Source organism: Microbacterium luticocti DSM 19459, from assembly GCF_000422405.1.
Taxonomy (GTDB): domain Bacteria; phylum Actinomycetota; class Actinomycetes; order Actinomycetales; family Microbacteriaceae; genus Microbacterium; species Microbacterium luticocti.
The window spans coordinates 1-23,281 of the sequence record NZ_KE383827.1 but is presented as its reverse complement, the minus strand read 5'-3'; the positions used below and the strand labels follow the sequence as shown (position 1 = coordinate 23,281).

The following is a 23,281-nucleotide window of genomic DNA, read 5'->3' as shown; positions in this document are numbered from 1 at the left end:
CCGCGGTGCCCCTGCCCTGACCGCACCGTCGAATCGAGGCATCCGTGACCACCACCGGCATCCGGCCCGACGTGGCCGCCGCGCCGCCGGGCGCATCCGGCCGTCCACCCCGCCGCGTCGGCTTCGGCCACCGGCTCAGCCGGTGGGACCTGAAGCTCTCGCCCTACCTGTACATCTCGCCGTTCTTCATCCTGTTCGCGGTGGTCGGGCTGTTCCCGATCGCCTACACCGCGGTGATCTCGTTCATGGACTGGGACCTCGTCCGCAACTCCGGGACGTTCATCGGGTTCGACCAGTACGTGTACGTGCTCACCCAGCCGAAGTTCTGGGTGGCGCTGCGCAACACGTTCAGCATCTTCCTGCTCTCGAGCGTGCCGCAGCTGATCCTCGCGGTGTTCATCGCCGCGATGCTCGACCAGAACCTCCGCGCCAAGACGTTCTGGCGGATGGGCGTGCTGCTGCCCTACATCATGGCGCCGGTAGCCGTCGCGCTCATCTTCAGCAACATGTTCGGCGACAAGTACGGCATCATCAACACCGCGCTCGCACACCTCGGCGTGCCGCACATCCCGTGGCACTCTAACGCCTTCGCCAGCCACATCGCCATCGCCACGATGGTGAACTTCCGCTGGACCGGGTACAACACCCTCATCCTGCTCGCCGCGATGCAGGCGATCCCCCGCGACTACTACGAGGCCGCGCGGGTCGACGGTGCCGGCGCGGTGCGGCAGTTCTTCTCGATCACGCTGCCGGGGCTGCGCCCGACCCTGATCTTCGTCATCATCACCTCGACCATCGGCGGGCTGCAGATCTTCGACGAGCCGCGCATGTACGACCAGTACGGCACCGGCGGGGCCAACAACCAGTGGCTGACCATCACGCTGTACCTCTACAACATCGGCTGGGGCGAGTGGAACTTCGGTCGCGCCGCGGCGCTGGCCTGGATCCTGTTCCTCATCATCCTGCTGATCGGCGTGGTCAACCTCTTCATCACCCGGTCGTTGGTGCGTGACGAGGGTGCCCGCGGCCAGGCCACCCGTGCGCAAAGTCGCGCCGCCGCGCGTGATGCCCGTCGGCGTGTGGCCGCCCAAGCGAACCAGACGCGCGCCGTCGCCGCCCCATCTGTGGCCGCCCCAGCGAAGGAGCCCCGCGCATGAGCGTGCTGCCCGCATCCGTCCCCGCCATGACCGACCCTCGCCCGTCGCCCCGCCGCCGCGGCCGCGGTGACCGCCCGCGCTGGTTCGTCTACGCGTGCCTGGGCGTCGTGCTGGTGGCCGCGGTGTTCCCGTTCTACTGGTCGTTCCTGATCGGCTCGGGCGACGCCTACACGATCCGCGACCCGAACATGTCGTGGATCCCCGGGGGCAACTTTCTGAAGAACGCCGCCACGGTCGTGAACGATCCGGCCGTGAACTTCTGGGTGGCGCTGTGGAACTCGATCCTCAGTTCCGCGCTGATCGCGGCATCCGTCGTCTTCTTCTCGACCCTCGCCGGATGGGCGTTCGCCAAGCTGCGGTTCGTCGGCGGTGGGGCGCTGCTGGTGTTCGTCATCGCCACGATGGCGGTGCCCACGCAGCTGGGCGTCGTGCCGCTGTACATCCTGTTCAGCGACCTGGGCTGGACCGGCAACATCGGAGCGGTGATCGTGCCCGCGCTGACCAGCGCGTTCGGCGTGTTCTGGATGACGCAGTACCTGCGCCAGGCCGTGCCCGACGAGCTCGTCGAGGCGGCCCGGGTCGACGGGGCGAACTCATTCCGTACGTTCCTGACCGTGGGGCTGCCCGCCGCCCGTCCCGCCGCGGCGATGCTGGGCCTGTTCACGTTCGTGACGGCCTGGAACAACTTCTTCTGGCCGTTCATCGTGCTCGACCCGCAGTCCCCCACTCTGCCGGTCGCGTTGTCGCTGCTGCAGTCGAACTACTTCGTCGACTACTCCATCGTGCTCGCGGGCGTGCTGCTGTCGACCGTGCCGCTGCTGCTTCTGTTCATCTTCGCCGGCAAGCAGTTGGTCAGCGGCATCATGGCCGGCGCGGTGAAGGGCTGAGGTGCCCCTCGTGCGACAGCCCCGGCATCCCACGCCCGCACGCCGCGTGCCGGCCCCCGACTCGTTCCCCCAGACGTTTTGCAGAGAGGACCTGCCCGCATGACCGCGAGCTCCCGCCCGTTCCCGCCCGGCTTTCTGTTCGGCGCCGCCACCGCGGCGTTCCAGATCGAGGGCGCCGCCCACGACGACGGCCGCCGCGACTCGATCTGGGATGCGTTCTGCCGCGTGCCCGGGGCTGTGCTCAACGGCGACACCGGCGACGTGGCCTGCGACCACTACCACCGTTACCGCGACGACGTCGCGCTGATGGCCCGGATGGGCCTGGACACCTACCGTTTCTCGGTGTCGTGGGCACGTGTGCGCCCCGACGGCGGCGACCTGAATCCGGCGGGCGTCGACTTCTATGCGCGCCTGGTGGACGAGTTGCTGGATGCCGGGATCAAGCCGTGGCTGACCCTGTATCACTGGGATCTGCCTCAGGCGCTGCAGGAGCGCGGCGGATGGACCGTGCGCGACACCGCCGAGCGGTTCACCGAGTACGCCCTCGACATGCACGACGCGCTCGGCGATCGCGTGCCGGTGTGGACGACGCTGAACGAGCCGTGGTGCTCGTCGTTCCTCAGCCACACCGCCGGGGTGCACGCGCCCGGGCACCGCAGTGTCGCCGAGGGCCTGCTCGCCGCACACCACCTGCTGCTCGGCCACGGGCAGATCGTGCGCGAGCTGCGCGCCCGCGACGCGTCGCTCGATGTCGGGCTGACGCTCAACCTCACCGTCGCCGACCCGGTCGATGCGGCCGACCCCGCCGATGCCGATGCCGCCCGCCGCATCGACGGACAGTTCAACCGCTGGTTTCTCGACCCGGTGTTCCGCGGCGCGTACCCCGCCGACATCGTCGACGACATCCGGGTGGTCGACCCGGTCGCGGTGGCCCGGTGGCAGGATGCTGTGCACCCCGGCGACCTGGAGGTGATCGCCACCCCCATCGACACGCTCGGCGTCAACTACTACCACGGCGAGTACGTCGGCGGGCGGCCGCCGGCGGTGGCGCCGGATGCCGGAGAAGCGCCGACGGCGCGACCGACGGCATCCCCGTTCCCCTCGCACGAGAGCATCTTCTGGTACGACCGGGGACTTGCACGCACGCCGATGAACTGGGAGGTGCAGCCCGAGGGGCTCACCCGCCTGCTGGTGCGGGTCGCCGACGAGTACGCGCGACCGGCCGGCACCGTGCTGTACGTCACCGAGAACGGCGCCGCCTACGACGACGAGCCGGTCGTCGAATCCGACGGCCAGGTGCGGGTGCACGACCTCGAGCGGGTCGAGTACGTCCGTGCGCACCTGGGCGCGGTGCTCGACGCGGTCGAGGCCGGGGCCGATGTGCGCGGCTACTTCTACTGGTCGCTGCTCGACAACTTCGAGTGGGCGTGGGGGTACGACAAGCGGTTCGGGCTGGTGCATGTCGACTACGCGACGCAGCGGCGCACCGTCAAAGACAGCGGCCGGGACTACGCGCGCATCATCGCGGCGCGGGCGCTCGGGGCGAGCGGCCACGAGGTCGACGACGACACCGGTCACGCGGCCCGCGACGCGGCCGGTCACGAGGTCGGCGACGACACCGGCCACGCGGCCCGCGGCGCGACCGGCCACGAGGTCGACGACGAGACCGGCGCGCCGGTGGGCCGGTAGCATCCCGATGGGGGGACTGCCATGAGCACGACGACGACGCATCAGGCGGTGACGATCGAAGAGGTCGCCGCCGCCGCCGGGGTGTCGCGATCGACCGTGTCACGCGTGGTGAACGGCTCGACCTCGGTCAGTCCGGCGGCGCTCGAGGCCGTGCGGCGCGCGATCGCCGAGCTGCACTACGTGCCCAACCGCGCCGCCCGGTCGCTGGCCAGCAGGCAGACCCTGGCGATCGGGCTGGTCGTGCCCGAAGACACCACCCGGTTCTTCGGCGACCCGTTCTTCGCCTCGATCGTGTCGGGCATCAACGAGCGCCTGCTGCGCAGCGACTATGTGCTCAACCTGTTCATCGCCAGCGATGACCCCGGCGAGAAGATGACCAGCTACATGCGCGGCGGCAACGTCGACGGCGCGATCGTCGTCTCACACCACACCAGCGACACGTTCATCGACCGCATCGCCGCCGCCATGCCCGTCGTCTACGGCGGCCGCCCGGTGCGGCACCGCGACGGCGACTACTACGTCGACGTCGACAACGTCGCCGGGGGGCGGGATGCCACGGCCTATCTGATCTCGCAGGGGCATCGCCGCATCGCCACCATCACCGGGCCGCTCACCATGCCGGCCGGCGTCGACCGGCTCGACGGCTACCGTGCCGCGCTGGCCGATGCGGGCCTGGACCAGGGCCCGCAGGCCGACGGCGCGTTCACCTCCGACGGCGGCGCCGAGGCGATGCGGCGCATCCTCGCCGACGGCGGCGCGCCCGATGCGGTGTTCGCGGCGAGCGACCTGATGGCCCGGGGCGCGCTCGAGGTGCTGGCCGCCGCCGGTCTGCGCGTGCCCGACGACGTCGCGGTCATCGGATTCGACGACTCACCGGTCGCGACATCCGTCACTCCTGCGCTGACGACGATGCGCCAGCCGTCGTTCGAGCAAGGGCAGACCATGGCGACGGTGCTGCTGGACGTGCTCGCCGGGCGGCAGCCGGCGCACGAGACGATCCTGCCCACCGAGCTCGTGGTACGCGCCTCGGCCTGACCGGCGCGTACGTCCGCCGGGTCCGTCGACGGGTCGCCACCCGTGGGGTCAGTCGACGGGTTCGCCGCCGAGCGGGCCGACCGGGCCGAGCGGGCCACCGTCATCCGCACCGGTCTTGCGCATGCGGGCGATGAAGTTGCCGAGGTGGTAGATCAGCAGGGCCGCCACGGTGCCGATCACGATGGCGCCGAGCTGGAAGTCTCCCCAGCCCATCGCGAAGCCGGCGATCGCGATCACGAACGACACCGCGACCGTGTACTGGTTGACCGGACGCGAGAAGTCCACGCGGTTGTCGACCCAGATCTTGATGCCGATCACCCCGATCAGGCCGTACAGCGCGGTGGTCACCCCGCCCAGCACCCCGGGCGGGATGGTGTTGAACAGCGCCCCGACCTTCGGCGAGAACGCGAGCAGGATCGCCACCGTGCCGGCCACCCAGTACGCCGCGGTCGAGTAGACGCGGGTCGCGGCCATCACGCCGATGTTCTCGCCGTACGTGGTCGTGCCCGACCCGCCGAACGCACCGGCCAGGGTCGTCGCGACGCCGTCGGCGACGAGCGCGCGGCCGGTTCGGCCGTTGATCGAGGGGTCTTCGGTCATGGTGGCCACACCGCGCACGTGTCCGACGTTCTCGGCGATGAGCACCAGCACCACCGGCAGGAACATCGGCACCGCCGCCCAGGCCGCCGCGTCGCCGAACGAGGCGAGGTGGAACTGCGGCAGCCCGATCCAGTCGGCCTCGGCGACCGCGTCGAATGTCACCTGTCCGGTGACCGCTGCGACGACATACCCGACGATGACGCCGAGGAAGATCGAGATGCGGCCGAGGAACCCGCGGAACAGCACGCTGAACAGCACCACGGCGACCAGCGTGACCGTGGCCAGCTCGGGCTGCGCCTTGAAGTTGTTCCACGCCGCGGGTGCGAGGTTGAAGCCGATGAGCGCGACGATCGCGCCGGCCACCACCGGCGGCATGAGGCGTTCGATCCAGCCGACGCCCACCGCCTGCACGACGAAGCCGACGGCTGCCAGCAGCACGCCCGCCGCCACCACGCCCAGCAGTGCCTGGGTGATCTGCAGCGGGGTCTGAAGCGCGTGCCCGGCGTTCAGCGCCGTGATCGGTGCGATGAACGCGAACGACGACCCGAGGTAGCTGGGCAGCCGGTTCTGCGTGATCAGCAGGAACAGCAGGGTGCCCAGGCCCGAGAACAGCAGCGTCGTCGACACCGGGAATCCGGTCAGGATCGGCACGAGGAAGGTCGCACCGAACATCGCGACCACGTGCTGTGCACCGATCGCGATGGTCGCCGGCCAGCTCAGCCGTTCGGACGGGTGCACGACCTGTCCGGGTTCGACGGTGCGGCCGTTTCCGTGCAGGGTCCAGAGGGGCATGCGGGCTCCAGAAGGGTCGGGGCGGCGCGGGGGGATGCCACCGGAATGACTTTATCTGGGAGTTGCCTGTGTTGCGGTCCTTTCCGCGGCGGGTGCGCGCAGCGGCGAGGTGCGACCCTCCGCGGCCCGGGCGACCGGGTCCGAGCCGCTCGGGCCCACACCCGAGCGGTGAAGCCCTCCGCCGTGCGGGTGGTCACACACGGCGGAGGGGGTCTGGGCGCGGCTGCGGCGGCCCGGCGTCGATACGGATCGAGTCGACCTCCGGCGGGACCGGTCTCAGCGAATCACCATGCGGGCGAACCGATCGCGCGGCAGCGCGTCGAACGAGACGCGCCGGCCCTCGGTGCCGCGCGGCATCGGATCGCGCACACCCGTCGACCGGAACCGCTGCAGCGCCCACGTGCGCACGCCCGCGTCGGCCAGGCTCTCACCCAGCTCGCACAGTCCCCGCTCATCGATCGCGTCGGAGTGCACGGTCGTGCGCACCTCGTAGTCGAAGGGCCGGTCGGTGCCGGCACGGCGCTCGTGCTCGGCCAGCACCGACTCGAGCGCACGCCATGCCCGCTCGCTGCCGCCGGGCCGGCCGATCACGGCCTGGTACCGCTCGGGCGTCGACTTGACGTCCAGGCCCACCCAGTCCACGCGCGGCAGCAGCTGCTCCAGACGGGCCGGATACGCCCCACCGGTGTGCAGCCCCACGCCCAGGCCGAGCGCACGCACCTCGTCGACGGCGGCGACGAGCCCCGGCTGCATGGTGGGCTCGCCGCCGCTGAACACGACGCCGTCGAGCAGGCCCTGCCGGGAGTGCAGGAAGGTGCGCACCTGCGCCCAGGGCAGCGCACCGTCGGCGCGCGGGTCGATGAGCGCCGGGTTGTGGCAGTAGAAGCAGTCCCACGGGCAGCCCTGCAGGAACACCGTGGCCACCAGATGATCCGGCCAGTCCACCGTCGACATGCGGGTCATCCCCGCCACGCGCAGGCGATCGGCGGATGCCGCATGCCGCGGGGGCCGGCCGAGTCCGGTCGACACCACCGGGCCCGCGGATGCCGCACCCCACGCTCCCGCGTCGGCCGAGGCATCCCGTGCCCCGGCGTCGGCCCCTGCGTCGGCCCGCGCATCGGTCGAGGCATCCCGTGCCGTCGCGACCCGCGCGCCCATCTCACACCGCTCCGGCCAGCGCCGCCTCGGGCTCGGCGACCTGCTGCGAGAAGTACCGGCGCTCGGCGGCCTCGCCCTTCTTGCCGATGTTGAACGACGCGATCGGGCGGAAGTAGCCCATCACCCGGGTCCACACCTCGCACTCCGACCCGCACTCGGGGCACTGCTCGTGGTGGCCCGAGACGTAGCCGTGCGCGGGGCAGATCGAGAACGTCGGCGTCACGGTCAGATACGGCAGCCGGAACCGCTCCAGCGCGCGGCGCACCAGGTTGCGGCACGCGGCGGCCGAGACCATCGCCTCGCCCATGTACAGGTGCAGCACGGTGCCGCCGGTGTACTTCTGCTGCAGCTCCTCTTGCAACTCGAGCGCCTCGAACGGGTCGTCGGTGAACCCGACCGGCAGCTGCGAGCTGTTCGTGTAGTACGGGTTCGCGTCGGTGCCGGCGTGGATGATGCCGGGAAAGCGTGCGATGTCTTCTTTGGCGAACCGGTAGGTGGCGCCCTCTGCAGGGCTGGCCTCGAGGTTGTACATGTTGCCGGTCTCTTCTTGGAACGTCACCATGCGCCCGCGCACGTGGTCGAGCAGCTGCGCCGACAGGCGGCGCCCGTCCTCGGTGGTGAGGTCGTCGCGGTCACCGGTGAAGTTGCGCACGAACTCGTTCAGCCCGTTCACCCCGATCGTCGAGAAGTGGTTCGCCAGGCTTCCCAGGTATCGCTTGGTGTACGGGAACAGGCCGCCGGCGATGTGGTGGTCGATGATCGCGCGCTTGGCCTCGAGCGTGTCGCGGGCGATGTCCATCAACTCGTCGAGACGCCGGTACACCGCATCCATGTCGCCGGCGTGCACGAACCCGAGGCGGGCGCAGTTGACCGTGACCACGCCCAGCGACCCGGTCTGCTCGGCCGAGCCGAACAGACCGTTGCCGCGCTTGAGCAGCTCGGTGACATCCAGCTGCAGCCGGCAGCACATCGACCGGATCATGTGCGGGTCGAGGTCGGAGTTCACGAAGTTCTGGAAGTAGGGCAGCCCGTACTTTGCGGTCATCGCGAACAGTTCGGGCACGTTCGGGCCGTCCCAGTCGAAATCGCGGGTGATGTTGTAGGTGGGGATCGGGAACGTGAACGCACGCCCGTCGGCGTCGCCCGCGCTCATCACCTCGATGAACGCGCGGTTGATGACGCCCATCTCGGCGGTGAGCTCGCCGTAGGTGAACGGCTGCACGGTGCCGCCGATGAGGGGATGCTGGTCGGCCAGGTCGTCGGGGACGGTCCAGTCGAAGGTCAGGTTGGTGAACGGCGTCTGCGTGCCCCAGCGCGAGGGGACGTTGAGGTTGAAGACGAACTCCTGCATCGCCTGACGCACCTGGTCGTCGTCCAGGCCGTCGAGCCGGACGAACGGGGCGAGGTAGGTGTCGAACGAGCTGAACGCCTGGGCGCCGGCCCATTCGTTCTGCAGCGTGCCGAGGAAGTTCACCATCTGCCCGAGCGCGCTGGTCAGGTGCTTCGGCGGCGCCGAGGCGATCTTGCCGGGCGCGCCGTTGAACCCCTGCTCGAGCAGCATCCGCAGCGACCAGCCCGCGCAGTAGCCGGCGAACACGTCGAGGTCGTGGATGTGGATGTCGCCGCACCGGTGCGCGCGCGCCGCATCGGGCGTGTACACCTCGTCGAGCCAGTAGTTCGCGATCAGCTTTCCCGAGGCGTTCAGGATGAGTCCGCCCAGCGAGTAGCCCTGGTTCGCGTTGGCGTTCACCCGCCAGTCGGAGCGGTCGAGGTATTCGTCGACGGTCGAGGCGACCGAGATCGTGGTGTCCATGGCAGTCCCTTTCATAGATCGCGTCCACTTTTCGACCACCGGAACGCGCGACCACTATATCTAGTGGTTCATTGCTTTGGCGCCACTATATGTCGTGGTGAACAAGGGCGCGGCGAGCGAGGCCCGGGTTTATTGCCGAGGTGTCCAGACGCGCATGGCGCTGCCTGAGGCATCCACTGTCCAGGTGTATAGTCCGCCGGTTTCAGCGCGTGAAGGGGGACGTCTCAGCGGGGTGAGCGCGAACGTTTCAGCGGGGCGTGCGTGGACGCCTCAGCGGGTGAGCGTGAACGCCCCAGCGGGCGAGTGTGAACGCCTCAGCGGGCGTACTCGGGTCAGTCGGTCAGCCGGGCGATGAGCTCGCGATACCGGGCGGCGGTGCGCTCGACGACGTCGGACGGCAGCACCGGAGGCTCGCCCTGACGGTCCCAGTGCGCGGCGAGCCAGTCGCGCACGATCTGCTTGTCGAAGCTCGCCATGCGCTCTTCGGGCGTCGCGCCGGTACGCCACGCCTCGGCATCCCAATAGCGCGACGAGTCCGCGGTGAGCACCTCGTCGGCCAGGGTCAGCGTGCCGTCGGCGTCGAGCCCGAACTCGAACTTCGTGTCGGCGAGGATCAGGCCGCGTGCGGCGGCGGTCGCGGCGGCCCGCTCGTAGATCTGCAGCGAAAGGGATCGCGCGGCCTCGGCGTGTTCTGCCCCGACCAGCTCGACGGCGCGCTCGAACGAGATGTTCTCGTCATGCTCGCCCAGCGGTGCCTTGTACGCCGGCGTGAAGATGGGCGCGGGCAGCCGGTCGCCGTTGTGCAGTCCGTCGGGCAAGTGGATGCCACAGACTGTCTGGCTGGCCTGGTATTCGCCCCAGCCCGAACCGGTCAGGTACCCGCGTACGACGCACTCGACGGGGAGCATCTCGAGCGCGCGCACCACCATGGCGCGGCCCCGTACGGGCTCGGGCACGTCGGCATCGTGGATCACGTGGTTGGGAACCGGGTCGCCGCCGTCGGCATCGGCCAGCCGGTCGAACCACCACAGGCTCAACGTGGTGAGCAGCTCGCCCTTGCCGGGGATGCCGGGGGTGAGCACGTGGTCGAACGCGCTCACGCGGTCGCTGGCCACCACGAGCATCCGGTCTGCCTTGGCGTCGGCCGTGGTGTCGGCGGGAACGTACAGGTCGCGCACCTTGCCCGAGTAACGGTGGGTCCAGCCGGGAAGCTCGAGGGGAGTGGTCACGTGCCCATCTTTCCACGTGGGTCCGGCGAGGGTCGGCGCAGGTGTTATACACTGCCCTGCGCGCCGGGTTTCTGAATGCACAAGGCCGCGGCGTCTCTGAGCAGTACATCGTCGAACTCGACCGGCACATCGCGCTCATGCGCGCCGACATCGAGTGGACCGAATCCCTCCTCGCCCGCCTGGCCCGCGAGGACTATCCGTGGGGTCCCGACGCTCTCACCCACCAGAATCGCACCGTCCACGAAGCCATGCGAAAGGCAGCCCAGCAATGACCGAAACGTCCCCCGCCGCGCAGACCGCGGCATCCACTCGACGCGGTCAGAAGCCGCACAGCCCGTGGCCTGCCCTGTGGGCCCTGGTCATCGGGTTCTTCATGATCCTCGTCGACACCACGATCGTCTCGGTCGCCAACCCCGCCATCAAGGCCGCCCTCGACCCCGACACCAACAACCTCGATAACGTGGTGTGGGTCACCAGCGCCTACCTGCTCGGCTACGCGGTGCCGCTGCTGATCACCGGGCGGCTCGGCGACCGGTTCGGGCCGAAGAACCTCTACCTGATCGGCCTGGCGCTGTTCACGCTGTCGTCGCTGGGCTGCGGCCTGTCGACCAGCCTGACCATGCTCATCGCGTTCCGCGCGGTGCAGGGCGTGGGCGCATCGATGATGACCCCGCAGACCATGGCCGTGATCACCCGCACCTTCCCGCCGAACCAGCGGGGAGCGGCCATGGGCCTGTGGGGCGCCACGTCGGGCGTGGCCATGCTCGTCGGCCCGCTGGCCGGCGGCCTGCTCGTCGACGCGTTCGGGTGGGAGTGGATCTTCTTCGTCAACCTGCCCGTCGGCGTGATCGGGTTCGTGTTGGCATGGATGCTCGTGCCTGCGCTCCCGACGCACGAGCACCGCTTCGACGTGGTCGGGGTGTTCCTGTCGGCCGCGGCCCTGTTCTTCATCGTCTTCGGTCTGCAGGAGGGCGAGAAGTACGACTGGGGCGCGATCTGGGGACCGATCACCGTCTGGCAGCTGATCGCGTTCGGCGTGGTGCTGCTGGGTGTGTTCATCTGGCAGCAGGCGAAGACCCGCAGTGAGGCGCTCGTGCCGCTGGAGCTGTTCCGTGACCGCAATTTCTCGGTCTCGAACCTCGGCATCGCGATCGTCGGGTTCACGGTGACCGCGATGACGCTGCCGATGATGTTCTTCATCCAGCTGGCCCGGGGCCTGACCCCCACCCAGGCGGCGTTGCTGATGATCCCGATGGCGGTGCTGGCCGGCGTGCTGTCGCCGGTGGCCGGCCGGTTGCTCGACCGCATCGACTCACGGCTGCTGCTGGTGCCGGGGCTCGTGCTGTTCTCAGCCGCTCTGTTCTGGTACGCGGCGCTGGCGAACACCGACACGCCGATCTGGATGTTCCTGCTGCCCTCGGCCGTGATGGGCATCGGCAGCGCGGGCCTGTGGGGGCCGCTGGCCACCACCGCGACGCGCAGCCTCGAGCCGCGTCAGGCCGGCGCCGGCTCGGGCATCTACAACACCACCCGCACCATGGGCTCGGTGCTCGGCTCGGCCGCGATCGCCGCGTTCATGCAGTCGCGCCTCGAGACGAACCTGCCCGGCGCGAGCGAGCACGCCGGGGCGATGGGCACCGGCACGAGCCTGCCCGATGCCATCGCCGGCCCGTTCGCCGACGCGATGGCGCAGTCGATGCTGCTGCCGGCGATCGTGATGGCCGTCGGGGTCGTGGTCGTGCTGTTCATGAAGGACCCCCGCGCCACCTCGGCCGCGCAGTGGCAGCACGCGCACGACGTGCCGGGTCCCGCCGCCGGTCGCTGAGCGGTGCGGGCGGGTCGGCCGCCGGTCGCTGAGCGGCGCGGGCGGGTCGGGTGCCGGTCGCGGCGCGTACCCAGCGCCGCGCGCACCGGTCGCGGCGTGACGCGGTGGCTCAGTCCGGATCGATCGGGTCGATGGGGGCGTGGTGGTCCCATGCCTCCACCCCGATCCGCCAGTAGCCGCTGACGGCGTACTGCTCGCGCGGCAGGCGCAGCGTGTGCCGCAGGTGCCGGCGCAGCGGCACGAGGGCGGATGCCTCACCCGCCGCGAACACGTAGGTTGCGGCATCCACCCCCACTGTCTCGAGGGCGGCCACCAGGTCCACGCCGCCGTGGTCGCCCTCACCGCGACCGGCGGAGTGCAGGCCGAACGCGCGGTCGGCGAAGCCGGACAGGTACGCGTGTGCCGCCTCGACCGCATGGCCCCACACGATGATCTCGACGTCGGTGGATGCCGGAACCTCGGCCAGCCAGCGTCCGGCCGCCGGCAGCGAGGTGCCGTCGACGACGAGCACGACCCGAGGCGCGTTCTGCGTGGCGCTGGTCGACCCGCGCGGGCCGACCAGCACGAGCCGGTCGCCGACGGCCGCGGTCGCTGCGAACTGCGCAGCGGGCCCGGGGGAGTCGTGGCGCAGGATGTCGAGGTCGACGAAGCGGCGCCCGTCCTCGTCGCGCACGTGCAGCGGGGTGAAGTCGCGCCCAAAGGTCGGCGCCTGCGGGCGCACGATGCCGTCTTCGCCGGGCCCGGTCGCGACCGGGGCGACCAGTTCGCCGGTTCTCGGATCGGGGAAGAACGTGCGCGCGTGGTCGCCCGGGCCGGTACTGGTGAAGTCGGCGAAGTCCGGCCCGGTCAGCGTCAACCGCACGTACTCGGGCGCCGGGCTGGTCACGGCGACGACGGTCGCCTCACGCGCGGTGAAGCGGTTGCGGCGAGCGGCCCGGTGGAACAGCGCGGTCTCGTCGGGCACGGTCGTGGGCGCGGCATCCGTCATGGGGTCCTCCTGAAAAACGCGATGGTTCCAGCCAACCACGGTTCCGCCCCGGGCGGTCGCCGGTCGCCCCGGGCTCAGGCCCCGTGCACCGTGCGCACCGGGCTCGTGGCGGTCGCCGCGGCACGGCCGGCCGCGATGAGCGCGTCGAGCTCGGCGGTGACCTCGGCGGTGTAGCCGGCGGCATCCAGCCCGCTGGCGGGCACCTCGCCGGCCAAGAACGCGAGCATCCCGTCGCGCAGCGCGTCGTCTGACTGGTCGACCACCCGGATCGTGTCGCCGGGCAGCGCGTCACGCACCGACCCGAACGCCGTCGAGACGATCGGCAGGCCGCACAGGGCCGCCTCGAGCAGCACCATCGGCTGGCCCTCGTACCGGCTCGAGAGCACGAAGCAGTCCGCCGCGGCCAGGATGGCGAACGGGTTGCGGCGCATGCCGGTCAGAAACGCGGCATCCGTCAGCCCGGCCTCGACGATCTGGCGCTGCAGGTCGTCGGCCAGCGGCCCGCCGCCGACGATCGCCAGGCGGGTGTGCGGATGCTGCCGGTGCACGGCGGCGAACGCACGGATCAGCCGGGCGTGGTTCTTCTCGGTCGACAGGCGCCCCACCGACACGAACCAGACGGTGTCGCGGTCGTCCCGCGCCAGCTCGGCCATCCATGCCGGCGTCGTCTCGCCGTCGTCGAGAAGGGATGCCAGTGGCTCGCGCATGCCGGTGACCACGCGCTGGACGTCAGGCAGATTGCGCACGGTGGTGAACCGTTCGGGCGGTGCGTAGTCGGCCAGGGCCTGGCGGTTCAGCTCGGTCAGCTGCGGCGAGACCGACACGAGGTTGTCGAACGAGCCGTACAGCGAGAACACCAGACTGAGGTTGCGGCGCAGCGGCTGCTTGCCGGCCACGGTGCGCTCGCGGTCGGCGGCCATCTCGTTGTGCAGCCAGATCGCGCGCGGCGCGTACGGCGAGTGCAGCAGCAGATTCGACCAGATCGGGCTGTAGCCCGAGAAGTCCGCGACCCAGTCGAACGTGGCCGAGCCGAACACCCGGGCCCACTCGCCGTCCCACAGCTGTGCATGCCAGCGCTCGTCGCGCGGCGCCGGGGGCAGGCCGCGGCGGTCGCGGGCGCGCCGGCGCAGCTGCAGCGCCTTCGACCCGTTCATGCCGCCGATGCGGAACACCTGCCGCACCGCCGGGTTGATCAACGCCTGATTCTCGAGCGGGTTTTCGGCGCGGAACAGCGGCATCAGGGCCGTGACGTCGTAGCGGGTGTGGTCGATCGCGTTGAGCAGGTTGAGCACCGAGGTGGTGATGCCGTTCGAGCGCATGCCGCCCAAAAAGAACAGCAGCCGGGTGCGACCGTCCGAGTGTGCCGGGCGCACCCGCCGACCGGTCGTGACGCCGCGGAACACGATGTCGACCACGCGCCGGGTCGCCGCGCCGTCCTCGTACGGGGTGAACCGTTCGGCCCACTCCGCGTAGCGGGGGTGGGCGGTGGCCGATTCGAGCAGCTCGGCGACGTGCAGCCCCGCCTGGCCCGGGTCGTCGGTGACCGGGCCGGGCAGCTGGTCGGCCGGCAGATAGGTGCCGCGATCGGCGGCGTAGTCGGCGGCATCCGGTGTGAAGAACACGATGGGCCGACCGGTGGCCAGGTAATCGAAGAAGATCGACGAGTAGTCGGTGACGAGCGCCGCCGACGCGCCCAGCAGCACGTTCGCGGGAATCGTGTTCGGCACCAGGATGCGGCGCAGCGCCGGCCGATCGGCGGCCAGGGCGTGCACCACCTGGTGGGTCTTCAGCAGCACGACCGCGTCGTCGCCCAGCCGCGCCTGAAGGGATGCCGCGTGGTCGGCGAGCTCGTCGAGGTCGTCCTGGGGGCGACTGAACGACGAGCCGCGCCAGGTCGGGGCGTACAGCACGATGCGTCGGCCGCGCAGTCCGATGCCGGCCTGCTCGAGCTCGGCGCGCACGTCGGCCAGCTGTGCGTCACTGAGCCGCTGCCGGTCGATGCGCGGATAGCCCTCTTCGATGATGCGGCCCTGGTAGACGTTGCGCAGCCGGTAGGCGTCTTCGTACATGGTCTCGGCCATGAACGGGTTGGCCGCGAGCAGGTAGTCGGCCGACAGCAGGTTGCGCAGCGTGTTCGCCGACTCGATCGCGCCGCCGGGCATGTCGAACCCCATGAGCTTGAGCGGGGTGCCGTGCCACGTGTTCAGGTAGACCTGGCCGGGGCGTTTGCCGAACGCGGGCGGGAAGGTGGCGTTGTTGATGAGGTATCCGGCCGTCGACAGTGCCCGCCAGTACGCGAAGTCGCCGCGGCGCACGAACGACACGCGCGGGTGATCGGTGAACTCGGCCTGAAAGCGCGCGATGGCCGCGTCATCCGCGATCGCCCACACATGCCAGAGGTGGTCGAACTCGGGACGGTTCACCAGGTAGCGGAAGATCGCCTCGGGGTTGCACAGCACCCCGTTGCCGGCGAACGACTCGTACAGTACGACGTCGTGCTGGATCGGCTTCGAGCGCGCGTACGCGATCCGCTCGGCCCGCACGGCCCTCCCGGCGCGTGACACATAGCGGTCGAGGCGGCTGGGCAGCGGGAGTTTCACGCATCGAGCGTAGACCGCGACATCTGTGAGCCGCCTTGTGGTCGCCGTTCCGTTACCCGATGGATGCTCCCGGGTACCCGATGGATGCTCCCGGGCATACGCTGGCGACATGCACGCGGGGATCCACTTCTGGAACTACACCGTGCCCGGTTCACCGGCGACCATTCCGGGCGCGATCGCTCGGTCTGCCCGGGCCGCCGAACAGGGCGGCTTCGACCAGTTCACCGTCATGGACCACTGGTTCCAGATGGAGGCGGCGGGTGATGCCGGCGAGCCGATGCTCGAGGCGTTCACGACGCTCGGATTCGTGGCGGCGCAGACCGAGCGGATGCGGCTGGCGCCCCTGGTGGCCGGCGTGACGTACCGGCATCCCGGCCTGCTGGCCAAGATCGTCACCACCCTCGACGTGCTCAGTGGCGGGCGTGCCGTGCTCGGCGTCGGCGCGGCCTGGTACGAGCGCGAGCACCACGCGCTGGGCGTGCCCTACCCGGCGCTGAAGGAGCGGTTCGAGCGCCTCGAGGAGGCGATCCGGATCGCGCTGCAGATGTGGAGCGACGACGCCGGACCGTTCACGGGCGCCCACTACACCCTGGCCGAGACGCTGAACAGCCCGGCGGCGGTGAGCACCCCGCATCCGCCGGTCATGGTGGGCGGCAAGGGCGAGCGCAAGACGCTGCGCATCGCCGCGCAGTACGCGCAGATCGTGAACCTGACCACCGCCGACCCCGACGAGGCGGCCCACCTGCTCGATGTGCTGCGCCGGCACTGCGACACGGTCGGCACCGACTACGACGCGATCGAGAAGCAGGTGATGGGCACCCGGCTCGACCCGGGCGACGCGCGGTTCTGGCCGACGATGGAACGGTTCGCGGCGATCGGCATCGATCTCGTCGTGTTCGGCGTGCGGCCCGGCCACCAGCTCGAGTCGGTCGAGGCGCTCGCCGCCGGGGTGCTGCCGCGCCTGCGGGAGCTGTGACTCAGTCGCCCAGGTGATGGGCGATGACGTGGTCGGCGATGGGCGATGACGTGGTCGGCGATGGCCATCGAGCTGGACCTCTGCTGTGGCATGTGCGGGTAGTGTCGCGTCATGGTCGATGAAGCACTCGCCCGGTCATTCCGCGGCGCCGGCGAGGACTACCACCGCTACCGGCCGGGATTCCCGGCCGCCGCGGCGCAGGCGATGCTGTCGCGACCGGTCGAGGCCGTGCTGGATCTCGGTGCCGGCACCGGCAAGCTCACCGTGCAGCTGGTGCAGCGGGCACGGCGCGTCATCGCCGTGGACCCGTCCGAGCAGATGCTCGCCGTGCTGCGGGCGCACCTGCCGAATGTGGATGCCCGGGTCGGCACCGCCGAGCGGATCCCGGTGGGCGATACCGAGGTCGACGCGGTGACCGTCGCGCAGGCCTTCCACTGGTTCGAGCGCGAGCCGGCGTGCGCCGAGATCCGTCGTGTGCTGCGGCCGGGCGGAACGCTGGGGCTGGTCTGGAACCGCACCGATCCGGAGTGCTCGTGGGACCTCGCCTGCCACCGCATCGCTCATCCGCAGGCGACGGCGTCCGGCGGGGAGGAGGGCGAGGAGCAGGTCGAGCAGCTGCCCGGGTTCGTGTTCGCCGAGCGGGCGACGTTCCGCTGGAGTGAGACCGTCTCGCGGGCGGACTATGTGCGCCGCTGGCAGACCGTCAGCACCTTCCTGGCCGCCGACCCCGCCGAGCGCGCGCGGATGACGTCGGCGGTCGAGCAGGTGCTGGCGACGGATGCCGCGACCCGCGGTCGTGAGCAGCTGGTGCTGCCGCAGCTGACCGATGTGTTCGTCTACCGTCGGGCTGAGACCGACAGGGTCGTCCCCGCCCGCACACCCGGTGGCGTCTCGCTCGTCGGCAGCGACGTCGGGGCCACGGCCGAAGAGATCATGGCCGACGTGCGCGCGGACCGTTCATGATCCGCGGCGCGGGGGCGGTCTGACCGCGCTCAGTCCTCGACGACGCGGGCGGCGATGTCGGTGCGGTACTGGCCGCCGGCGAGCCCGATCTTCGCGATCGCCTCGTACGCGCGCTGCGTCGATTCGGCGAATGTCGTGCCCAGCGCGACGACGTTGAGCACTCGGCCGCCGGTGGCGACCAGCCCCTCATCGCCACGGCCGGTGGCCGCATGCGCGAGGTGCACGCCCGGCACGGCGGCCGCGTCATCCAGGCCCGTGAGCACCCGTCCGGTGACCGGCGCCTCGGGGTAGCCCTCGCTCGCGAGCACCACCGTCACCGCCGTCGCCTCGGCGAACGCCGGTCGCGGCATGTCTTCCAGGTGGCCGGAGGCCGCGGCCAGCATGAGCTCCGACAGCGGATCGACCAGCCGCGGCAGCACCACCTGGGTCTCGGGGTCGCCGAAGCGGGCGTTGAACTCGATGACCTTGACGCCGGCGTCGGTGAGCACGAGCCCCGCGTAGAGCAGTCCGATGAACGGCGTGCCTTCGGCATCCAGCTGCCGCACCACCGGCTCGGCGATCGTTGTAGTGACCAGGTCGACGAAGGCGTCCTCGCCGCCGAATCGCTCCAGCAGCCACGGCAGCGGGGAGTAGGCGCCCATGCCGCCGGTGTTGGGGCCGTCGTCGCCGTCGCGCAGCCGCTTGTAGTCCTGCGCGGGGCTCAGCGGCAGCACGTGGTCGCCGTCGGACAGGAAGAACAGCGACACCTCGGGTCCGTCGAGGTATTCCTCGACCAGCACGGGCGCGGTGCCGAGGTACTGCGCAGCATGGCCGAGGGCCGCATCGCGGTCGTCGGTGACGATGACGCCTTTGCCGGCGGCGAGGCCGTCGGCCTTCACGACGTAGGGTGCGCCGAGCTCGTCGAGCGCCGCGGCCACCTCGTCGGCGGTGTGTGCGCGCACGGCCCGGCCGGTGGGCACGCCGGCGGCCTCCATGACGCGCTTGGCGAACGACTTCGACCCTTCGAGTTGCGCGGCCGCCTTACCGGGGCCGAACACCGGGATGCCACGCTCCCGCAGTTCGTCGGCGACGCCCGCGACCAGCGGGGCTTCGGGGCCGACCACGACCAGGTCGATGCCGTGCTCGTTGGCGTACGAGGTCACCTGCGCCGGGTCGGTCGGATCGAGGGCGACGACCACAGCATCCTGTGCGATGCCGGCGTTGCCGGGCGCCGCGAAGATCTCGTGCTCGGTCGCCTCCTGGCGCAGAGCGAGGATGATGGCGTGCTCGCGCGCGCCCGAACCGAGGACCAGGATTCTCACCCCGCCAGCCTATCCGCGGGCCCGCAGAGTACGGTGGGCACATGGCGCGCAAGATCTCCACGGAGGACGGCAGAGCCGCGCTCGCCGGCGTGAGCAGCGGCGATCCCGGTCGCACCGATCTGGCGACCGCGGTGCGCTACCTGTTGCAGCTGCTCGCCGAGAAGGCCCCCGGCCACACGGTCGAGGTGCGGGTGCCGCCGTTCGGCGCGGTGCAGATCATCGAGGGCCCGCGGCACACCCGGGGGACTCCGCCGAACGTCGTCGAGACCGACCCGATGACGTGGATCTCGCTGGCGCTCGGCCAGCAGCAGTGGCAGGAAGCCGCGGCCCAGGGCCGGATCCTCGCCTCGGGCGTGCGCGCCGACATCTCCGACCTGCTGCCGCTGCGCCCCTGAGCGCGTCGCCGGCGGTCGCTCTCGCAGCGGTGCCGGCAGTCGCTCTCACGACGGTAAGGAGCGGGGCATCCTCGCGTCGCGGTCGTCCCCGGCGGCACCGCATCAGTCCAGTGGTCCTCGGTAGTGGTATGAAGAGGTAGGGGCGTGGCCGCGCGCCTGATGACGGCGCGACGACGGGCGGCATGCGGGGCGACGACGGGCGGCATGCGGGGTGGGACAATGGACCCATGGCCGACCAGACCCACGCCCCTCAGGGGGCCGCTGCCTCCGCGGACACGTCCGCAGAGCTGATCGAGGAGCGCGTCGAAGCGGCGACCGTCCGTCGCGCGCCGAAGATCGCCGTCTTCCTCATCCTGGGCGCGGCGCTCGGCGTGCTTGCCGCAGTGATCCTCACGTTCGCGTTCGGTGACGTCGACACGTCGGGGCTGGAGTCGAGCGCGGTGAGCGCGGTCGGTTACACCAAGGGTCAGGTCTTCGGGTTCTTGGCCGTCGTGTGCGGCACGATCGGGCTGGCACTGGGCGGCATCGTCGCGCTGATCCTCGAGTGGACCGTGGGCCGCCGCAGCCGGCGGGTGCAGGTCGACCGCGAGACGATCACCACCGTCGATTGAGTTCAGGGCTCGTGTAGCCGTTCATCAGCGCGGCGGCGTGGCGAGGGGATCAGGCAGTCCGAGCTGGAGGCAGGTCGTCTTGCCGTCGTCGGGAAACACGCCGAGTCGCCCATCACGTAGGACGCAGGTGAACAGGGGTGGGGCCGGGTATTGGGGATCGTCCTGGACGCCTCCGGGCTCGAAAGCGCCGACTTGCCAGGCAAGGGCACACTGCTCCTCCGCACCAGCCACTCGCTCATCCATCCCGGGTAGAGGCCCGGGGGTGCCATTCTCAGGGGCCTCACCCGCTTCGATCGTTCTAGATGACAGCGAAGGTCTGCTATAGCAAACGGAGCCGGTCTTCTCAGTGTCGGTGGCTTGTATAGCCATAACCGCGCCGCCGGTGATCGCCAGGCTCGCGGTGACGCTTCCAGCGGCGATGAGCCACATCTTGCGCCGTCGTTGCCGGACCGTTCTGGCAGAGATGCGACGGTGGATCTCGCTCAATTGTGCGTCGAAGTACTCTCGCTCTGACCAATCCTCATCGGCCATCTGAGTCTCCCATCTCAGCGATGATCTCGCCGCGGAGCATCTGTCTCGAGCGCGAGAGGCGGTTGCGGATCGTGCTCGTGGTGGTTCGCGTCGCGCGTGCAGCCTCCTTGTACGTGAGACCCTCAACCAGACACAGCTCGACGATGCGACGATCGAGTTTGTTGAGCTTCGAGAGCGCCGACTCCAGCACGCGGGACGTCTCGGCTGCGACGACCGACTGCTCGACGTTGTCTTCGGCCTTCGGTTCCGCGTCCTCCAGCGGAACCGCTCGTCGCCGGCCGCGTGCACGGTTCGTGTTCTGGGCGACGTTTCGTGTCGTCACCAGAAGCCACGGGAGCACCGAGTCGCCGAGCATGCGCTTCGCCTCGATCTTCGACCACGCAATCACGAAGACGTCCTGCAAGACGTCGTCGACATCGCGGGGCGAATCGAGCAGTGACGCCGCGTAGGCGCGGACCGAGGGCGCGTGCCGGTAGAACAGCGCGTCGAACGCCCGCGAACCGCGCAGGCGCATCACGCGGACGAGGTCGCGGTCGGAGCAGGTTTCATGCCCAGTGTCTGCGACCTCATCCACCACACCATTGTGCGTCACTTGGGTCATCTTGTGCTCGCAGACGGTGAGTTCAGGCACGATTCTCTTGAGTCTTGTCTCGTGCGGTCAATACGTCTCAAATCGACGATGCCTCTTGCGCCTACTCCCAGCCCGGCGGCACACTCGGGCCGTGGTGGGTGAACTGAACCGTGACCGCGCGGAGTATTGGAGGACGGCCAACGGATGCTGAACACGTCGATCCGTCTCCGCCGTGTGCGCGTCGAGTTCAGCTCCGCGGCGGAGACGGTCGTCGCGCTCGACCTAGATGAGCTCGACATCCTCCAGGGCACGTTGACGGCGGTGCTCGGGGTGAGCGGTTCCGGCAAGACGACCCTGCTGAATGTCATTGCCGGACTTGAGCCGGACGCTGTCGGAGAGGTTGAGGTGCTCGGTGAGCACCTCAACCAGAAGTCCGAGCGCGAGCGAGCGGAGTTCCGTCTGCGACACATCGGCGTTGTGTTCCAAGACCATAACCTCATCCCGGAGTTCACAGTCGATGAGAACGTTGAACTGCCATTGCGTGCTCAGGGAATGAAGCGTAGTGAGGCGAAGGGCGAAGCCACTCTCTGGATCGACCGTGTCGGTCTCGCCGGGATGGAGTCCCGGCGACCGGCAGAACTCTCCGGTGGCCAGCGTCAGCGAGTCGGTGTCGCTCGCGCGTTGGCGGGTGGGCGCCAGATCCTCATCGCTGATGAGCCCACCGGCTCGCTCGACACCGCGACGTCCGAGTCTATTCTCTCGCTACTGCACGGACTGGCTGAGAGCGGAGTGACGGTCATCGTCGCCACGCATGACCCTCAGATCATTCGGTTCACGAATCGTGTGCTGCGCATCCATGATGGCCGACTGGTCGATCCGGCGGTCGTGGATACCGTCATATGAAACTTCAACTCGCACTATTCGTCGCACGGTCTCGGATCGTCCGAATCGCCGCAGTCCTTCTATTCGCCGTCAGCGCACTGGCCATCGGTGTCAACGGTCTCGTCAGGATGATGCAGGTGCCGTCGTGGGCGCTGGCAGCCACAGAGGTCGGTACGGCGGACTACGCGATGACCTTGCCGATCTCCGGGAAGCTGCCTCTTGACGACGATCGCGATCACATGGCCACGTCTGCTGTCATAGAGGCGGCGCGCGCAGCCGGAGGAACCCATCTTCGCATCGGCTACGTAAACGGCGTGGTGCAACTCGACGGCAACGGCGAAGTGGCGACGATGTTGCAACAACAGTGGGCCTCCAATCCCTTTCCCAGCGGGTATGTGCTGCAATCCGGAAGGCTGCCTTCGGGGCACACCGAGGCGGTCGTGAGTCCCTCGCTCGCGGCAACCTCGCCGGTTGGCTCATCGATCAGTCTCTTTCACGGCGCGCTGACCCTCAGAGTGGTAGGTGTCATCGAGAACCAGGCTTCAAGGTTCGCCAATGTTGTCGCTGTTGACTCGGGCACCCTGCAGTCTCTCAGCGCCGGCAACGCGAAGGCCCTCTCGAGGTATCAGGTCGCTTTCGCTCCGACATTGTATTGGACGCGGGGGCAGCCCGACGCTGTCGCCGCTGCGGTGGCGGCAGCGCTCGGCGACGAGGTGTCAGCAGACCAGCTCTTGGCGGGTCTTACGAGCGCTGCTGAGACACGTGAGAGCTCACCGCCGCGCTTGGCCGAACTCGACCTCCTGGTCACATTGGCTCCGGCCACAGCGGCGGTGATAGCGACGTGGATGATCAGCCGCTTTCTTCGACGGTTACGACGTACTCTCACTCAGGTGGGTGTGACTGGGACAACGATCGGTTTCAGCCCTGATCCACCGGTTGGGTTGGCTTGTGTAGGGCGTGCCTGTAAGTGAAATGCCCTTCTGGTCTGGGAAAATGTTGAGTGCTGAAGTCAACGTTTCCGAGAACAGAGGGGCATCTCTTAAGTGAAAGCATCTCATGGTCTGGTGCCGGTGTTCGATGACGGCAACCTCGTGTCGCATGCGGGTCTGGTTCCGGTGCTCGCGCTGGCGGAGAAGGCGGGCCTGACCGGTCTGGTCGAGGCGTGTTCGACGCTTCCGGCGGCGAACGTGGCGGTGAAGGTCCGCACGATCCTTGGCGGGATGCTCGCGGGGGCGGACAGCATCGACGATCTCGATGTGTTGCGGTCCGGGGCGACGG

21 protein-coding genes and 1 pseudogene are annotated in these 23,281 nt (G+C 69.6%); 13 read left to right on the top strand and 9 right to left on the bottom strand.

Going from position 1 to position 23,281, the window contains the following annotated elements; translation table 11 throughout:
* The first annotated feature begins 44 nt into the window (after nt 1-44).
* From H577_RS16780 to H577_RS0114440, 4 genes are all read left to right on the top strand, one after another.
* Nucleotides 45-1,157, top strand: a complete 1,113-nt coding sequence (locus H577_RS16780; protein ID WP_051192077.1) for a carbohydrate ABC transporter permease — start codon at nt 45-47, stop codon at nt 1,155-1,157.
* A complete protein-coding gene (locus H577_RS0114450; protein ID WP_029146541.1) occupies nt 1,154-2,044 on the top strand; it encodes a carbohydrate ABC transporter permease in 891 nt (296 codons plus the stop codon). The genes H577_RS16780 and H577_RS0114450 overlap by 4 nt, the downstream gene beginning before the upstream one ends.
* Before the next feature lie 99 nt (nt 2,045-2,143).
* Nucleotides 2,144-3,733: a GH1 family beta-glucosidase gene (locus H577_RS16775; protein ID WP_084516312.1), complete on the top strand. Its 1,590-nt coding sequence runs from the start codon at nt 2,144-2,146 to the stop codon at nt 3,731-3,733.
* Nucleotides 3,734-3,754: 21 nt separating this feature from the next.
* A complete protein-coding gene (locus H577_RS0114440) occupies nt 3,755-4,768 on the top strand; it encodes a LacI family DNA-binding transcriptional regulator (protein ID WP_029146540.1) in 1,014 nt (337 codons plus the stop codon).
* A gap of 48 nt (nt 4,769-4,816) precedes the next feature.
* Here H577_RS0114440 and H577_RS0114435 read toward each other — a convergent pair whose 3' ends face one another.
* The 4 genes from H577_RS0114435 to H577_RS0114420 all read right to left on the bottom strand — a co-directional run bounded on the left by H577_RS0114435 (nt 4,817) and on the right by H577_RS0114420 (nt 10,360).
* Nucleotides 4,817-6,160, bottom strand: coding sequence for a uracil-xanthine permease family protein (locus H577_RS0114435; protein WP_029146539.1), 1,344 nt, complete (start codon nt 6,158-6,160; stop codon nt 4,817-4,819).
* Nucleotides 6,161-6,436: 276 nt separating this feature from the next.
* Nucleotides 6,437-7,318 (bottom strand): anaerobic ribonucleoside-triphosphate reductase activating protein, encoded by an 882-nt coding sequence (locus tag H577_RS0114430; protein ID WP_211217947.1) that lies wholly within the window; start codon nt 7,316-7,318, stop codon nt 6,437-6,439.
* 1 nt (nt 7,319) lies between these two features.
* Complete coding sequence (locus tag H577_RS0114425; protein WP_029146537.1) at nt 7,320-9,146, bottom strand: ribonucleoside triphosphate reductase; 1,827 nt, start codon at nt 9,144-9,146, stop codon at nt 7,320-7,322.
* 317 nt (nt 9,147-9,463) lie between these two features.
* Nucleotides 9,464-10,360, bottom strand: a complete 897-nt coding sequence (locus H577_RS0114420; protein ID WP_029146536.1) for a phosphoribosylaminoimidazolesuccinocarboxamide synthase — start codon at nt 10,358-10,360, stop codon at nt 9,464-9,466.
* A 41-nt stretch (nt 10,361-10,401) separates the two neighbouring features.
* Between H577_RS0114420 and H577_RS0114415 the strand changes: the two genes are divergently transcribed.
* Complete coding sequence (locus H577_RS0114415; RefSeq protein ID WP_029146535.1) at nt 10,402-10,632, top strand: hypothetical protein; 231 nt, start codon at nt 10,402-10,404, stop codon at nt 10,630-10,632.
* Entirely contained in the window at nt 10,629-12,185 is a 1,557-nt protein-coding gene (locus H577_RS0114410) for a DHA2 family efflux MFS transporter permease subunit (RefSeq protein WP_029146534.1), read from the top strand. Before H577_RS0114415 ends, H577_RS0114410 begins: the two co-directional genes overlap by 4 nt.
* A gap of 109 nt (nt 12,186-12,294) precedes the next feature.
* On the opposite strand, the gene H577_RS0114405 is transcribed toward H577_RS0114410, so the two are convergent.
* Together H577_RS0114405 and H577_RS16770 are read right to left on the bottom strand one after the other, a co-directional pair.
* The gene (locus H577_RS0114405; RefSeq protein ID WP_084516310.1) at nt 12,295-13,173 is read right to left on the bottom strand and encodes a siderophore-interacting protein; all 879 of its coding nucleotides are present in this window, start codon (nt 13,171-13,173) and stop codon (nt 12,295-12,297) included.
* A gap of 74 nt (nt 13,174-13,247) precedes the next feature.
* Nucleotides 13,248-15,773, bottom strand: a complete 2,526-nt coding sequence (locus tag H577_RS16770; protein WP_051192076.1) for a glycosyltransferase — start codon at nt 15,771-15,773, stop codon at nt 13,248-13,250.
* 109 nt (nt 15,774-15,882) lie between these two features.
* Between H577_RS16770 and H577_RS0114395 the strand changes: the two genes are divergently transcribed.
* The gene (locus tag H577_RS0114395) at nt 15,883-16,749 is read left to right on the top strand and encodes an LLM class F420-dependent oxidoreductase (RefSeq protein WP_029146532.1); all 867 of its coding nucleotides are present in this window, start codon (nt 15,883-15,885) and stop codon (nt 16,747-16,749) included.
* Nucleotides 16,750-16,860: 111 nt separating this feature from the next.
* Nucleotides 16,861-17,712: a class I SAM-dependent methyltransferase gene (locus H577_RS17170; protein ID WP_051192075.1), complete on the top strand. Its 852-nt coding sequence runs from the start codon at nt 16,861-16,863 to the stop codon at nt 17,710-17,712.
* Between the two features lie 29 nt (nt 17,713-17,741).
* Here H577_RS17170 and purD read toward each other — a convergent pair whose 3' ends face one another.
* Nucleotides 17,742-19,013 carry a phosphoribosylamine--glycine ligase gene (purD, locus tag H577_RS0114385; protein ID WP_029146531.1) on the bottom strand — a complete coding sequence of 424 codons (1,272 nt, stop codon included), beginning with the start codon at nt 19,011-19,013 and terminating at the stop codon, nt 17,742-17,744.
* A 41-nt stretch (nt 19,014-19,054) separates the two neighbouring features.
* Here purD and H577_RS0114380 point away from each other — a divergent pair, with 41 nt between their 5' ends.
* Together H577_RS0114380 and H577_RS0114375 are read left to right on the top strand one after the other, a co-directional pair.
* The gene (locus H577_RS0114380; RefSeq protein ID WP_029146530.1) at nt 19,055-19,408 is read left to right on the top strand and encodes a sterol carrier family protein; all 354 of its coding nucleotides are present in this window, start codon (nt 19,055-19,057) and stop codon (nt 19,406-19,408) included.
* Nucleotides 19,409-19,635: 227 nt separating this feature from the next.
* Nucleotides 19,636-20,019 (top strand): potassium transporter Trk, encoded by a 384-nt coding sequence (locus H577_RS0114375; protein WP_245570419.1) that lies wholly within the window; start codon nt 19,636-19,638, stop codon nt 20,017-20,019.
* Nucleotides 20,020-20,043: 24 nt separating this feature from the next.
* On the opposite strand, the gene H577_RS17770 is transcribed toward H577_RS0114375, so the two are convergent.
* Nucleotides 20,044-20,550 carry a hypothetical protein gene (locus H577_RS17770; RefSeq protein ID WP_156876680.1) on the bottom strand — a complete coding sequence of 169 codons (507 nt, stop codon included), beginning with the start codon at nt 20,548-20,550 and terminating at the stop codon, nt 20,044-20,046.
* Entirely contained in the window at nt 20,540-21,181 is a 642-nt protein-coding gene (locus H577_RS16760; protein WP_156876679.1) for an RNA polymerase sigma factor, read from the bottom strand. The genes H577_RS17770 and H577_RS16760 overlap by 11 nt, the downstream gene beginning before the upstream one ends.
* Before the next feature lie 144 nt (nt 21,182-21,325).
* On the opposite strand from H577_RS16760, the gene H577_RS0114365 reads away from it, so the two are divergent.
* The 3 genes and pseudogenes from H577_RS0114365 to H577_RS16755 form a co-directional block, all read left to right on the top strand.
* Complete coding sequence (locus H577_RS0114365) at nt 21,326-22,024, top strand: ABC transporter ATP-binding protein (RefSeq protein WP_036285405.1); 699 nt, start codon at nt 21,326-21,328, stop codon at nt 22,022-22,024.
* Entirely contained in the window at nt 22,021-22,974 is a 954-nt protein-coding gene (locus tag H577_RS17765; RefSeq protein ID WP_156876678.1) for a hypothetical protein, read from the top strand. Before H577_RS0114365 ends, H577_RS17765 begins: the two co-directional genes overlap by 4 nt.
* A gap of 93 nt (nt 22,975-23,067) precedes the next feature.
* Nucleotides 23,068-23,281 (top strand): annotated as a pseudogene (locus H577_RS16755) (IS1380 family transposase); the annotation flags it as partial.